The sequence below is a fragment of the Algibacter pectinivorans genome, assembly GCF_900112595.1.
In the GTDB taxonomy this organism is placed as follows: Bacteria; Bacteroidota; Bacteroidia; order Flavobacteriales; family Flavobacteriaceae; genus Algibacter_B; species Algibacter_B pectinivorans.
The window spans coordinates 462,492-475,331 of sequence record NZ_FOMI01000001.1; the positions used below are offsets into that span (position 1 = coordinate 462,492).

A 12,840-nucleotide genomic window follows, 5' to 3' on the forward strand; every position below is an offset into this window, starting at 1 on the left:
TTTTTTTTGATTGTTTATTCTTCTCTTAATGCTTCAATTGGTTTAATGCTTGTTGCTTTAAAGGCAGGAATTAAACCTATTAAAGTCCCTAACACCACTAATATTACTAATGCTATAAATACCACCGATATGGATACCGAGGCGTTTACAATGGCTGCATCTTCGCCTTGCCCAAAAAGGTGGTCCAATAAAATTAAAATCCAACCGCCAGTAATAATCCCAAATAGTCCCGCCACAATGGTTAAAAACACGGCTTCTACAACAATTTGCCTTTTAATCTCGAAAGGTGTGGCACCCAATGCGCGTCGTACACCAATTTCTTTAGTACGCTCTTTAACCGTGATTAATAGAATATTACCAATAGCAAAAACACCGGCTATTAAGGTAGCAATACCTACAAACCAAGTTAAAAACTGCATACCCGTTAAAAACCCTGTTACTTTAGCAAATTCGCTACCTAAGTTAAAACTACCAAAGGCACGTTGATCTTTAGGGTGTATACCATTAAGGTTTTTAAGTAATAGTTTGGCGTCTTCTTCTATTTGTTTAATATTATAATCGGGTTTACCGGTTATCATCATCCATCCAATTTGATCGCCTTGATTATATATTTGTTGAAAGGTTGTAAATGGAATATGCATATCTGAGGTTGGCCCCATGTTTACATTTCCGTTTTCGAACATACCAATAACCATAAAATTGATTTTATTGATCTCGATATATTCCCCAATTGGCATTTCGTCTTTTTCAAAGAGTTGTTTATAAGCTTCTTCTGAAATAACCACTACTTTTTTATTATGGTCAATGTCATTTTGGTTAATAAAACGACCGTGAATCAAATTTTTCTTTTGAACCTGATCTAGCAAAGGGTAATCGCCATTTATAGAAAACGAACTAGAAAGAAAGTTTCTAACAACGGTAGCTTGATTTTGATTTCTAGGTACCAAAAACTCAATACCCTCTACATTCTCTTCTACTTTTTTAGCATCAGTTAAAGACAAATTAACGCGTCGACCTTCTTGAAACCCTTGAAATGGCTTACTTGTACTTTGCCCCCAAACAAATACGCTATTGGTAGCAAAACTTCCAAATAAACGATTAAAAGAATTCTCTAACCCTTTTGCAGACCCCAAAAGCCCAATGAGTAATAAAATACCCCACCATACCCCAACCATAGTTAAAATAGACCTTAGTTTATTTTTACTAAAGCTATCAAAAACTTCTTGCCACGTATCTCTATCGAATAAAAATTTAATCATTTCTTAGTGCTACTATGGGTTTAATTTCTGATGCTTTTTTAGCTGGCAAATAACCTGCAATGGCTCCTGCTATAATTAAAGTGAGTGTTGCGCCAACAACCAAGCTATTGCTAACACCAGGGTCTTTTATAAAATACTCTACCAAATATGGCTTTACAATTTCTAACACGCCAATACCCAACAATAACCCAACATATCCGGCTATTGCTGTTATAAAAATAGACTCTATTAAAATTATAGAAACTATAGATTTTGGTGAAGCTCCTAAAGCCTTACGAATACCTATTTCCTTGGTGCGTTCTTTAACTATAAAAATCATAATATTACTTACACCTACAATACCTGCAATTAAAGTTCCTAACCCAATAATTAGGATAATAAATGTTAACCCAACCGTCATTTGGCTAACAGCTTTGGTACCTTCTGCCATATTACGCACACGAATGGCGCGTTGATCGCTTCGAGCTACCGAAAACCTATTCTTCATTTTTTTTGTAAGTAGCGTACTAAAAGCTAAGGCTTGGTCGTAATCCATTTCTGGATTATAGGTTAAGTTAATTTGATCGATATAATCATTATTACCATATAAATGCTGCGCCGTAGTAACTGGCATGTAAATTTTACGTTCTTCGTTATCGCCACCATCATCTGTAAAAATACCTACAACCTTAAATTGAATGCCGCCAAGATTAAGATATTTACCCAAAGCCGTGGTTTTTAAAAACAAGTCTTCTTCTACTAACCTACCTATAACAATACATTTTGTTTTACTGTTTAAGTCGTTTTGGTTAATATACCGACCTTCCTTCATTATTGTTTTCTCTAAAAACTGATGATCGGGATGCACCGCACGAATATCATACACATTTTGTTCGCCTCTAAAAGAAGCTTGGAAGTTTTTATAAATTCTTGCGGTAATGTATTCTACTTTACCCTCAAATTCTTCTTTTATGTAATCGAAATCTTCGTTTTTAAACTGTATTTGTCTCCCAACCTGAAGCCCTTTATTGGCTTTAGTTGTTCGTCCCGATTGCACAGTAATAGAGTTATTGGCATCATCGACAAAAGCTTCGGCAAATGTATTTTGTAAACCATTGGCAATTCCGAAAAGAATGGTAAATAATAAGATGGCAAAAGCCACAGTAAACCCAGAGAGAAGGCTCCTGGTTCTATTCATATTAATACTCTGAAATATTTCGCGCCAAAGGTCTAAATCAAACATAATTTTCGGCTCTATCTTGAGTTACCTTAACATCTTCCATAATAACACCATCTTTAAGGCGTACAATACGTTTACACATATTAGCAATATCCTCTTCGTGAGTTACCATTAAAATGGTTTTACCTTCATCGTTTAATTGCTGAATAAAAGCCATAATATCATGTGATGTTTTGGTATCTAAGGCTCCTGTTGGCTCATCGGCAAGTAATAATTTAGGATTTGCTGCTAAGGCTCTAGCAATAGCAACACGCTGTTTTTGTCCACCAGAAAGCTCCTTTGGTAAATGTTTAGCCCAATCTGCTAAACCTACTTTACCTAAATGAAACATGGCTTGCTCTTGACGTTCCTTACGCTTTATCCCTTGATAATATAAGGGTAGCGCCACGTTTTCGGCAGCATTTTTATAATTTATTAAATTGAAAGACTGAAAAATAAAGCCCAGAAACTTATTTCGGTAAACGGCTGCTTTTTTTTCGGTTAGATTTTTAATTGGAAGGCCATCTAAAATATATTCGCCAGAATCAGCCTCATCTAACATTCCAATAATATTAAGCAACGTAGATTTGCCCGAACCCGAAGATCCCATAATGGCAACCATTTCGCCTTCTTCAACATTAAGATTTATACCTTTTAAAACATGTAAACTAGAATCTCCAATAGGATAAGACTTATTAAGCTGATGGATTTTTAACATATTTTTTGATTGATTTAGTGCGCTAATACACAGCACATATTACAATAAGACTATCTAGCCCATTAAATGTTACAAAAAACACTAAAAAATTTCTAATTACTTTTTTTAGAACTATACTTCCTGTAAATAAAATAACCAAGCCCAGCAACAAGTATATATGGTATAGCCATTAAATATACAATGCCATCGTTAATTCCTTCGGCTGTTGTTTGCCCAGATTCACTTTCTAACACGGCACGACACATAGCACATTGCGCATTTGTTTTAATAACAAACAACAGTGAAAAAAGAAAAAATATAATTTTACGTTTCATTGCTTAAGCGTAATAAGGAGAAATCATTATAAATACTACAACACCAGTAATGGCAACATATAGCCACAACGGAAACGTTATTTTAGCTATTCTTTTATGTTTCTCTATGTTATTAGTAATAGCCTTTACATAGGTTATTAATACAAACGGAATTACTATTATGGATAGCAAAATATGAGTTATCAGTATAAAATAATAAAAATACTTTGCTCCACCTTCACCTCCAAATGGTGTAGAATTGCTAGTCATGTGGTAAGCGATATACATTATTAAAAACAAAACAGATAATACTATAGCTACCTTTATTAACCTTTCGTGTAGTTTTATGTTTTTCTTTTGTATGGCTATAAATGCCAATACCAAAACTAAAGCCGTTAGCGCGTTAGTACTCGCGTAAATTGGTGGTAAAAAAACAGGCAGTTCTACATCTATTTTAATTCCAAAAAGCGCAGCTACCGCAACGGGTATTACTACCGAAAGTATTACAATTAGTTTATTATACTTTTTATCGTCTAAGGTGTTTTCTGTATTACTCATTTAGCAACTTTTTAATATCTTCTTTTAGGGCACTTATTTCTTCTAGTTTACCATCTTCGTCTGTTTTTTCGGATTCCGAGGTAATACCATTATAATAAATTATAGGGTTTCCTTGCATTTCTCTGCTGCGCACAAATCCGTTTTTATCGATTAAAGCAAAATTTCCAGAGTGCTCAAAACCACCTTGAACATCTGGGTTTTCGGCTGTATAAATATAAAAACCTTTATTTGCCAACTCGTAAATAGCCTCTTTACTTCCCGTTAATAAATGCCAATTTGGGTTTGTAATGCCATATTTTTCGGCATAGGTTTTTAAAACTTCGGGCGTATCATGTTCTGGATTAATAGTAAACGAAGCCACTCCAAAATCTTCAAAACCTTCAAACTCGTTTTGAATTTGAGCCAAGTTACTATTCATCCTAGGACAAATGGTTGGGCATGTTGTAAAAAAGAATTCTATAACATACACTTTGCCTTCAAAATCTTGATTGGTAATGGTTTTGCCATCCTGATTTGTAAACGAAAAATCTGGCACCTTACGGTTTACACCATTGTTTTGTATAAATACTAAATCGGACTTTTTTTCGTCTACCTCTTTAGGTTGGTCGCTTCTGCTTTCTTGCCTTGAAATATCGCCATTGGAAATTCTATCGACTATTCTAGGAATAAAAATTATTCCGAAAACCAGAATGGTAAACGCTATACCTATGTATGAATAATTCGTTTTTTTCATTTTAAATACTTTACAAATCTTCTTTTAAGACGGGACTTATTTCTTTTCTACACTTATATCTTCGGTTCTTGAAGAACTAGGATCAAAATCGCCTTTACGTTTTTGCCTGTACTCGGTAAATAGAATACGCAAATCGTCGCTCATTTTATTTTTTATTTCGCTTACTTCAATACAATTGTAGCCATAAAGCCCGTAAACGGCTTTGTCTTTTTCTAATTCGCTATCTGTTCTATCATCCAAACGTCCGCGCTGGTTTAAATCTTTATCAACTACAAAAACTTGGTTGCTTGTTAAATTGCTAGATAGATTTTCTTTAGTTTTTAAACTAAAATATATACGCTTAATATCGGCTGGTTCGCCATACACAAAGTGCCAAAATCTTAAGTCTTGATACGAACTAATTTCGGCCTTTAAAACTTTAGCTGCTTCCTCGCTACCTTTTGGCATAAGTGCTACCACCTGAAATCGTTTAAACCCTTTAAATTTATCGTAAACCAATTCCTTTAAATTTAAGGCTATCGTGCTGCTTTGCTCCGGATGGTTTCCAAAAAAACCAAGAACTGTAATATGGTCTTTTAAAAGGACTGGATCTTCGGTTTCGGATGTAAAGGCTTCGATATCTAAAACCGATTCGTTTACAATATCCAATGGCGTGTAGTTATGTGTAGCGGGATATAAAAACAGTAAAAACGTTACAGGAAGGAAGAATAATATTCCTAAAACTACATACCGACTTACCTTTTTGTAATCCATTAAAAACCTGAATTTATGTTGTTTTTATTTGAGTTGCAAAAATAAAAAAAGCGCAGGTAATAACCGCTTATATTCTATTATTTAACTTAGTATTACAACAACCTTGGCAGATGTGTGCGCTAGGGATTGCAGCGGCATCCTTTTTAAAACTTTATAAAACAAAAGCTATTGCAAACAAAAAGCTAACCACTTGCTATGTTGCTCGCTCTTAACCAAAACTTTTTAAAAAGATACAGCGAAAAGCCCGACCGCCTGCCCTGAGCATAGACGAAGGGTGTGGTAGCGCCCAAAACTTTTTATGGCAAAAAAAATCCCGCCAATTGGCAGGATTTGTGTTTATGTGTTGTTAGGCTTAAAAATCGCGCTTAATATATCCGTTATCGTAAACCTCAAATACGTAACCACCTTCTTGTAATAAGATAAAGGTTAGGTAAAGGATTAAAAATATTGCTGTCCAAACCACGGCACGTCTTAATCCGCTAGTTTCGTCGCGCATGTGCATAAAATCCCAGGTAATGTAATAGGCTTTTACAATGGTTAGTATAATGAATATCCAGTTTAATATTTTCATTCCTAATACGTGTGCCATTGACCATTCTGGCTTAATGATACCTAAAACAACCTCTATGGTTGTTACTATTGAAAGGAATAATAATACACCCCAAATTTTTTGAATGTTAGACTTAAATTTCCAAAGTCCTCTAAATATTTCTAATTTATGTTCTTGTGCCATTTTCTCTTTGGTTTAAAAGATTTCCTTCTGTAAGGAAATGAAAAAAATTATTTATTATACTAGGTAGAAGAATGTGAATACAAATACCCAAACTAAATCTACAAAGTGCCAGTAAAGACCAACTTTCTCTACCATTTCGTAGCTTCCGCGTCTTTCGTAAGTTCCTAATACAACATTAAAGAAAATAATAATGTTAATTATTACACCAGAGAATACGTGAAACCCGTGAAATCCTGTAATAAAGAAAAAGAAATCTGCAAAAAGCGGCGATCCGTATTCGTTTACATGAAGGTTAGCACCCTCAACGTATAACTTACCGTTTTTCATTAATTGATTTATAGACTCTTCTCTAGATAATACTGTTTTTTCTCCGTGCTCGTTAATAATTTGAGTACGTATTAAAACATCTTTATTGGCTTGAAAACCGTGTATAACCTCGTCCATGGTATAAGCAGGCAAAGCCCCTTCGCTAGCAAACCAAATACCATTTCTACTTTCGTGTTGTGCTCTTTCTTGGTGCGCTGCACTTACAGCAAAATCTCTAACAGCTACACGTTTAAAAACTTGCTCGCCATCTTTATCTACATAATGCCCAAATTGTAAAATGTTACCACCTTTAGTTTGTACAGCACCATAATCACCTTTAATAAAAGTATTCCATTCCCAAGCTTGAGATCCTACGAATATTAAACCAAAAACAATGGTTAAAAACATGTAAATGGTTACTTTGCTTTTGTTTAAATGGTGTCCAGCATCAACGGCTAATACCATAGTTACAGACGATATAATTAATATAAACGTCATAAAAGCTACATAATACATTGGCGCATCTACACCGTGTAAAAATGGAAAGTGGGTAAACACCTCATCGGCAATTGGCCATGCATCAATAAATTTAAATCTTGAAAATCCGTAGGCTGCTAAAAACCCAGAGAATGTTAAGGCATCCGATACGATGAAAAACCACATCATCATTTTACCGTAACTTACTTTAAGTGGCTCGTTTCCGCCTTCCCAAGTTTTGCCTTCTGCTACTGCTGTACTCATATATAATGGTTGTTATTTATAAAGTTGGACAAAAATAATCATTTTATTCATCTAATAAAACATCATGCTTTAAAAATTAATCACTTAAAAGTAATCGGTACTAAAAATACTTTGGGCGTTCCTTTTTGTTAGCAAATTAAAGGTTTAAAAAACCTGTATAGAACACAAAAAGTCGGGCTTTCGGCAGTCGCTTCCTCCTACGTCGGCGAGCTTCAACAAAGCCTCAATCCCTAACGCAACTACCCGTTAAAACCGTTATAACACAACTAATTAAAAGGCTTACCCTTAACTCTATTATCTTACAAAGTATAAAAATAAAAATAGGTAAACCCACAAAATATCTATAAAATGCCAAAACGTTCCTGCTAATTCTAGTCCCAACATTTTATCTTTAGTATACTTTTGTTTAAAATGATTATAAATTACAACCAATAAACAAATTAATCCTACCACCACGTGCAAAATATGCACAATAGCAATTAAATAAATGTAAGACATGGTTACATTACTAGTTGGCCCGGTAAAATTATAGCCTAAATCTATAATTTGTCTAAAACCTGCAAACTGGTTATAAATAAATACACAACCTAGCACTAATGTTGACACCAACCATAACATAGTTGCTTTTTGGTTGCCACTTTTTAAAGCCCGTTTAGCTAAAATAAAAGTAATACTACTTACTATAATTACAACTGTACTAATTATAAAAGCGTTGGGTAAAACAAAATCTTTTAACCAATCTGGCCTGGAACTACTCACTACAAAAGCACTGGTCCAGCCTGCAAACGACATAATAAGTGATACAATACCAAACCAAAGCATCATTTTTTTGGCTCTGCTATTTTTCTCTTCGCGTGTTCCTTGAGTTAAATCCATAATTTATCTAATAAATTTATCTACCACATAAATAATTTGCACCAGTGTAATATAAGATACACTGACTAGCATTAATTGTTTAGCAGCTTTTTCGGTCATTTTTTTAAATAAGCCAATAGCATAATACAACATCCATAAACCTGCTAATAACACCAATACCATAGCCACAACCGATAGTTGTAACCTACCCGTAAACCCAAACACGGGCACTATGGATACTAGTATGGTCCAAATGGTGTACATAATACATTGTACTGCAGTTGCTTTATCTTGTTTTCCTGTAGGCAACATAAAAAAGCCTCCTTTTTTATAATCGTCGTACAGAAACCAGCCAATAGCCCAAAAATGCGGAAACTGCCAAAAAAACTGTAAAGCAAATAAGGTGCCTGGTTCTATACCAAAATCGTTAGTAGCTGCAACCCAACCTAGCATGAATGGGATAGCGCCCGGTATAGCCCCAACAAAAACCGCAATAGGTGTTTTTGTTTTTAATGGCGTATACATACAGGTATAAATAAAAATAGATATAGCACCAAACATAGCGGTTTGCTTATTTATGGTGTACAAAATACCAATACCTAAAATTGTAAAAAGCGTTGCAATTATAAACGCGGTGTTTACCGACATACGGCCTGAAGGAATAGGTCTGTTTTTAGTCCTATCCATTAAAGCATCTAAATCTTTTTCTATAATTTGATTAAAGGCGTTTGATGCACCTACCATAAAATACCCACCAAAAGCTAGTAGGGTTAAGGTTTTAAAATCGACCGTTTCTACACCAAGTAAATATCCCGCAAGCGACGAAAACACCACACTCAATGCTAATCGCATTTTCGTGATTTCTTTAAAATCTGATAGTACAGAAGGCTTTGCTATTGTAGTTTTCGATTTGCTCAATGGTCTATATCCTTGACGGCTTTAATATTGCGAGTGCAAAGATACTCTATAAAAGCAATTTCACCAATGGTTTTTAATGGTAAATTAAAACAAACCATACTCACCTAAAAAGTTGTATTTTTAGTAATCTAAAAAAAAACGCTTAGAAATGAAATTTTTAAAATCAATTATTAGCATCGCCTTATTTGGTATCGCCTTTGTAGGTGTTGCACAAAAAAAAGAGGTTACCATTACCACACACCAACTTACCAACAACATTTATATGCTTGAAGGCCAAGGTGGAAATATTGGAATTTCTATTGGCAATGATGGTGTTTTAATGATCGATAGCCAATTTGCTACCTTAACACCCAAAATTTTAACGGCCATAAAAACACTAAGCGATAAACCTATTGCCTATTTAGCTAATACACATCACCATGGCGACCATACCGGCGGAAACGAAAACATTGCCAAATTACAAACACCCATTATTGCGCACGACAATGTGTATAAACGCATTAAAGACAACCCGAAACAAAACGATGCGTCGTTGCCTGTAATAAGCTTTAACGATAAACTAAGTTTATATATAAACGGCGAGCAGGTGCTTATTTTTCATGTGGATAACGCGCATACCGATGGCGACGCTATGCTATATTTTACAAAAAGTAACGTACTACACACAGGCGATACTTTTTTTAACGGACGTTATCCTTACATCGATTTAAATTCTGGTGGATCTATAAATGGCTATATAAACGCTGTAAAAAGTGCTCTTATTTTAATTGACGACGAGACTAAAATTATTCCTGGGCATGGCAACCTATCTAACAAAGCCGAATACAGCAACTTTTTAAATATGATGGAAACCTTAAAAAGCAGCATTGAAACCGAAATTAGCCAAGGGAAAACCGAAGACGAAGTGGCGGCAAATAGCGCGCTTACCAAAACCTACGACGACCTTAATTATGGCTGTTGCTTTATTTCTTCCGAAAAAATTAGACGTACGTTTTATAAGGGCTTGAAGGAGTAATTTTTGGTTATACTACATTTATCTTGTTTGCACCGTCTATAAATTAAACGTCAACTTTATTTTAACAATAAAACCTAAATCTTACTCACTCTTGAGGTCACGAGCGGGACGCTCGCGCTAGCTAAGGGATTTGGAAATCCATTGTCCACATAAAATACATTCCTATTATTCCTCCTAAAATCATTAAAGGAAAAAATAATTTAACTTGTTTTGCTGTAGCGTAAGAAACCCCATTCAAGCTTGATATTCGAAATAACCCAGGATGTTTTTCAATAAATTCTGCTCCATTTCTAAAATAAATCCATCGCACACTTAAAACCCATAGAACGATTATTGAAAAATGAAAAGTAACAACTATTGGATTCATTACTTTAGGGTTAAAATAATCGAATAGGTTTTGAGTCAAGCCACTTAAATTTCCAATCATTATTATAACCCACGGAATATTACCATAAAACATCCAACCTTTAAAATAGTTCTCATAACCTTTTTCTAATTCGGGATTTGCTTCAATATACTTTTTAGAGCGCGATTTAAGAACTAATCCGTTCAAAATTGTAAATGCAATTAATAATATCCAAGGATGTTTAAAAATTAGATTCATTGAGTTTTAATTGGCGTTAAAGGTCTTACATATATTACATTGAGTCTGAAGCAGCTAATTTAGCGAATACAAATCGATTGGAACATTCCGCAGAAATAAATTGTAAGTAGGATAGAACTAAAAATGGACTATATACATTATAAGGCACAAATAATAATTTAGTTTTTAATCCCCTCAGCTAGCGCAAGCAGCTTGCTTGTGCCGTCAATAAAACAACCCTCAACTTTATTTTAAAACTAAAACCTAAATCTTACTAACTCTTGAGGGCACGAGCGGGACTCTCGTACTAGCAGAGGAGCGTGTTTAGTTAGGTTTTCATAATGTATAATTACAGGGAAATCTATTAGAGACTTTTTAATCAGTCTTTTTATCATCAAAAACTATGTCTCCTCCAATAATAGTCATAGCAACCTTAGTGTCTAATATTTGATTTTCTGGAATTGTCATTATATTTCTGTCTAGAATGGTAAAATCTGCCCATTTTCCAACTTCTATACTTCCTTTGTCATTTTCTTGAAATGCGGCATAGGCAGCATCCAATGTATAAGATTTGAGTGCTTGATTTCTGGTCATTTTCTGCAGAGGCTCGTAACCACCATCTGGCATACCTTTTAAAGTTTTTCTCGATACTGACGCATAAAAGCCAGCCATAGGATTTAGGGGTTCTACAGGTGCATCGGTTCCATTTACAATCTTTGCTCCAGATTTTAATAAGGTCTGCCATATATAAGCACCTTCTTTAATACGCTTCTCTCCTAGACGATCAATGGCCCAAGGTCTATCTGAAGACATATGAATAGCCTGCATTGCCAGAATAACATCTAATTCTGCAACCCTAAGAATGTCTGCTGGATCGAAATGTTGGGCATGTTCTATTCTAAATCTTGCATCTTTTGAACCGTTTGAAGATTGCGTCTTAAAGGTGCTCTCATAAATATCCAAAACCTCACGAGTTGCTCGGTCACCTATGGCATGTATGCCTACTTGAAAACCGTTTTTATAAGCATTTTTAACAATTTTATTAATATCCTTTAACGGTGTTACAACATGACCATGTTCTCCGGGAGCATCCGTATACTCCTCCAATAACCAAGCACCTCTTGAGCCTAAAGCCCCATCTGCCATTAGTTTAATAGATCTAATGGTTAGTTGATTGTCGTATAAGTTCACTTGAATACCTCTCTTAAAAGAATATTTTAGAAGTTCGGGTTGTGTTCCGCGAAGCATAACATACAGCCTTAGTTTAATTAGGTTTTGCGATGCCATTTCTTCAAAAAGGTTTACCATGTAGCCACCTGAACCTGCATCATGAAATCCTGTGATACCATTTTTAAAGCACTCTTCTAAAGCTAAAGTTACTGCTTCTTTTACATCTTCCTTTGTGGGTTCAGGTAAGTACTTATATACTAAATCTCCTGCAATTTCATTAAGAATTCCGGTTGGTTCACCATTTAAATCTTTAATTATTTCGCCGCCATCTGGTTGAGGTGTCTTTGAATTGATACCTGCAATATCCATAGCTTTTTGATTAATAATTATGATATGTCCAGAAGCATGTACAAGAATAACAGGATGATCTGGTATAGCAGCAGATAACAACTTATTTGTAGGATACCCATTGATTAATGTAGGTTGCGTATCCCACTTATCATGATGCCATCCGTTTGCTAAAATCCATTCTCCTTTCGGCGTGTTTTTTGCTTTTTCTGCGACTCTTTCAATAGCCTCTTCATAACTCTTAGCCCCGACCAAGTCAACTTCCAATAAATTTACTCCAAGATAATATAAATGGGCATGCCCCTCTATTAAACCAGGAATCATAGTCTTGCCTTTTAAATCGAAGAGTTGGGTTTTATCCCCTTTTAACTTCATAATACCTTCCTTACTACCTACAGATAGAATTGAATCGGCTTTTACGGCTACAGCTTCTACCATTGGGCGGTCATCATCCATTGTATAAATCTCTCCGTTAAAATAAATTTGATCTGCTAATGTATCAACCTCAATGGTTTGTGCCCTTGAGTTGGCACTTATAAATAAAAAGAAAAGAAATAATGGAGTTAGTTTCATTGTGAGTTTATTTTGGAATTCATGATTATTAGACTGGTTTAATCGTTTCGTTTAAGATATTTAAATTGCGCCAAACCCATTATAAA

14 protein-coding genes are annotated in these 12,840 nt (G+C 34.8%); 1 reads left to right on the top strand and 13 read right to left on the bottom strand.

The annotated features are described in order from the left end of the window. Positions 1-14: 14 nt before the first annotated feature. The 11 genes from BMY96_RS02190 to cyoE all read right to left on the bottom strand — a co-directional run bounded on the left by BMY96_RS02190 (position 15) and on the right by cyoE (position 9,065). The gene (locus BMY96_RS02190; protein ID WP_175473495.1) at positions 15-1,259 is read right to left on the bottom strand and encodes an ABC transporter permease; all 1,245 of its coding nucleotides are present in this window, start codon (positions 1,257-1,259) and stop codon (positions 15-17) included. Further along, the gene (locus BMY96_RS02195) at positions 1,252-2,481 is read right to left on the bottom strand and encodes an ABC transporter permease (RefSeq protein WP_092848478.1); all 1,230 of its coding nucleotides are present in this window, start codon (positions 2,479-2,481) and stop codon (positions 1,252-1,254) included. Before BMY96_RS02195 ends, BMY96_RS02190 begins: the two co-directional genes overlap by 8 nt. After that, positions 2,474-3,175, bottom strand: coding sequence for an ABC transporter ATP-binding protein (locus BMY96_RS02200; RefSeq protein ID WP_092848481.1), 702 nt, complete (start codon positions 3,173-3,175; stop codon positions 2,474-2,476). Before BMY96_RS02200 ends, BMY96_RS02195 begins: the two co-directional genes overlap by 8 nt. 92 nt (positions 3,176-3,267) lie before the next feature. Then, a complete protein-coding gene (locus BMY96_RS02205; RefSeq protein ID WP_092848483.1) occupies positions 3,268-3,489 on the bottom strand; it encodes a hypothetical protein in 222 nt (73 codons plus the stop codon). A 3-nt stretch (positions 3,490-3,492) separates the two neighbouring features. Further along, complete coding sequence (locus tag BMY96_RS02210) at positions 3,493-4,026, bottom strand: DUF420 domain-containing protein (protein WP_092848485.1); 534 nt, start codon at positions 4,024-4,026, stop codon at positions 3,493-3,495. Continuing rightward, complete coding sequence (locus BMY96_RS02215; protein WP_092848490.1) at positions 4,019-4,759, bottom strand: SCO family protein; 741 nt, start codon at positions 4,757-4,759, stop codon at positions 4,019-4,021. The genes BMY96_RS02210 and BMY96_RS02215 overlap by 8 nt, the downstream gene beginning before the upstream one ends. 36 nt (positions 4,760-4,795) lie before the next feature. Next, complete coding sequence (locus BMY96_RS02220; RefSeq protein ID WP_092848493.1) at positions 4,796-5,512, bottom strand: hypothetical protein; 717 nt, start codon at positions 5,510-5,512, stop codon at positions 4,796-4,798. A 352-nt stretch (positions 5,513-5,864) separates the two neighbouring features. Continuing rightward, positions 5,865-6,245 carry a cytochrome C oxidase subunit IV family protein gene (locus BMY96_RS02225; RefSeq protein ID WP_092848496.1) on the bottom strand — a complete coding sequence of 127 codons (381 nt, stop codon included), beginning with the start codon at positions 6,243-6,245 and terminating at the stop codon, positions 5,865-5,867. Positions 6,246-6,299: 54 nt separating this feature from the next. Then, on the bottom strand, positions 6,300-7,292 hold the full coding sequence (locus BMY96_RS02230; RefSeq protein ID WP_092848499.1) for a cytochrome c oxidase subunit 3: 993 nt from the start codon (positions 7,290-7,292) through the stop codon (positions 6,300-6,302). Between the two features lie 294 nt (positions 7,293-7,586). Then, entirely contained in the window at positions 7,587-8,168 is a 582-nt protein-coding gene (locus BMY96_RS02235) for a cytochrome c oxidase subunit 3 (RefSeq protein ID WP_092848501.1), read from the bottom strand. Positions 8,169-8,171: 3 nt separating this feature from the next. Beyond that, positions 8,172-9,065, bottom strand: a complete 894-nt coding sequence (gene cyoE, locus BMY96_RS02240) for a heme o synthase (protein ID WP_092848503.1) — start codon at positions 9,063-9,065, stop codon at positions 8,172-8,174. Between the two features lie 148 nt (positions 9,066-9,213). On the opposite strand from cyoE, the gene BMY96_RS02245 reads away from it, so the two are divergent. After that, on the top strand, positions 9,214-10,080 hold the full coding sequence (locus BMY96_RS02245) for an MBL fold metallo-hydrolase (RefSeq protein WP_092848506.1): 867 nt from the start codon (positions 9,214-9,216) through the stop codon (positions 10,078-10,080). A 121-nt stretch (positions 10,081-10,201) separates the two neighbouring features. On the opposite strand, the gene BMY96_RS02250 is transcribed toward BMY96_RS02245, so the two are convergent. After that, positions 10,202-10,684, bottom strand: a complete 483-nt coding sequence (locus tag BMY96_RS02250) for a hypothetical protein (RefSeq protein ID WP_092848508.1) — start codon at positions 10,682-10,684, stop codon at positions 10,202-10,204. 354 nt (positions 10,685-11,038) lie between these two features. After that, positions 11,039-12,754: an amidohydrolase gene (locus BMY96_RS02255; RefSeq protein ID WP_092848511.1), complete on the bottom strand. Its 1,716-nt coding sequence runs from the start codon at positions 12,752-12,754 to the stop codon at positions 11,039-11,041. Positions 12,755-12,840: the final 86 nt, after the last annotated feature.

What these genes read in the sequence shown, in the direction of transcription:
- BMY96_RS02190 (WP_175473495.1), bottom strand. Translation starts at nt 1,259, where the DNA reads ATGATTAAATTTTTATTCGATAGAGATACGTGGCAAGAAGTTTTTGAT.
- BMY96_RS02195 (WP_092848478.1), bottom strand. Translation starts at nt 2,481, where the DNA reads ATGTTTGATTTAGACCTTTGGCGCGAAATATTTCAGAGTATTAATATG.
- BMY96_RS02200 (WP_092848481.1), bottom strand. Translation starts at nt 3,175, where the DNA reads ATGTTAAAAATCCATCAGCTTAATAAGTCTTATCCTATTGGAGATTCT.
- BMY96_RS02205 (WP_092848483.1), bottom strand. Translation starts at nt 3,489, where the DNA reads ATGAAACGTAAAATTATATTTTTTCTTTTTTCACTGTTGTTTGTTATT.
- BMY96_RS02210 (WP_092848485.1), bottom strand. Translation starts at nt 4,026, where the DNA reads ATGAGTAATACAGAAAACACCTTAGACGATAAAAAGTATAATAAACTA.
- BMY96_RS02215 (WP_092848490.1), bottom strand. Translation starts at nt 4,759, where the DNA reads ATGAAAAAAACGAATTATTCATACATAGGTATAGCGTTTACCATTCTG.
- BMY96_RS02220 (WP_092848493.1), bottom strand. Translation starts at nt 5,512, where the DNA reads ATGGATTACAAAAAGGTAAGTCGGTATGTAGTTTTAGGAATATTATTC.
- BMY96_RS02225 (WP_092848496.1), bottom strand. Translation starts at nt 6,245, where the DNA reads ATGGCACAAGAACATAAATTAGAAATATTTAGAGGACTTTGGAAATTT.
- BMY96_RS02230 (WP_092848499.1), bottom strand. Translation starts at nt 7,292, where the DNA reads ATGAGTACAGCAGTAGCAGAAGGCAAAACTTGGGAAGGCGGAAACGAG.
- BMY96_RS02235 (WP_092848501.1), bottom strand. Translation starts at nt 8,168, where the DNA reads ATGGATTTAACTCAAGGAACACGCGAAGAGAAAAATAGCAGAGCCAAA.
- BMY96_RS02245 (WP_092848506.1), top strand. Translation starts at nt 9,214, where the DNA reads ATGAAATTTTTAAAATCAATTATTAGCATCGCCTTATTTGGTATCGCC.
- BMY96_RS02250 (WP_092848508.1), bottom strand. Translation starts at nt 10,684, where the DNA reads ATGAATCTAATTTTTAAACATCCTTGGATATTATTAATTGCATTTACA.
- BMY96_RS02255 (WP_092848511.1), bottom strand. Translation starts at nt 12,754, where the DNA reads ATGAAACTAACTCCATTATTTCTTTTCTTTTTATTTATAAGTGCCAAC.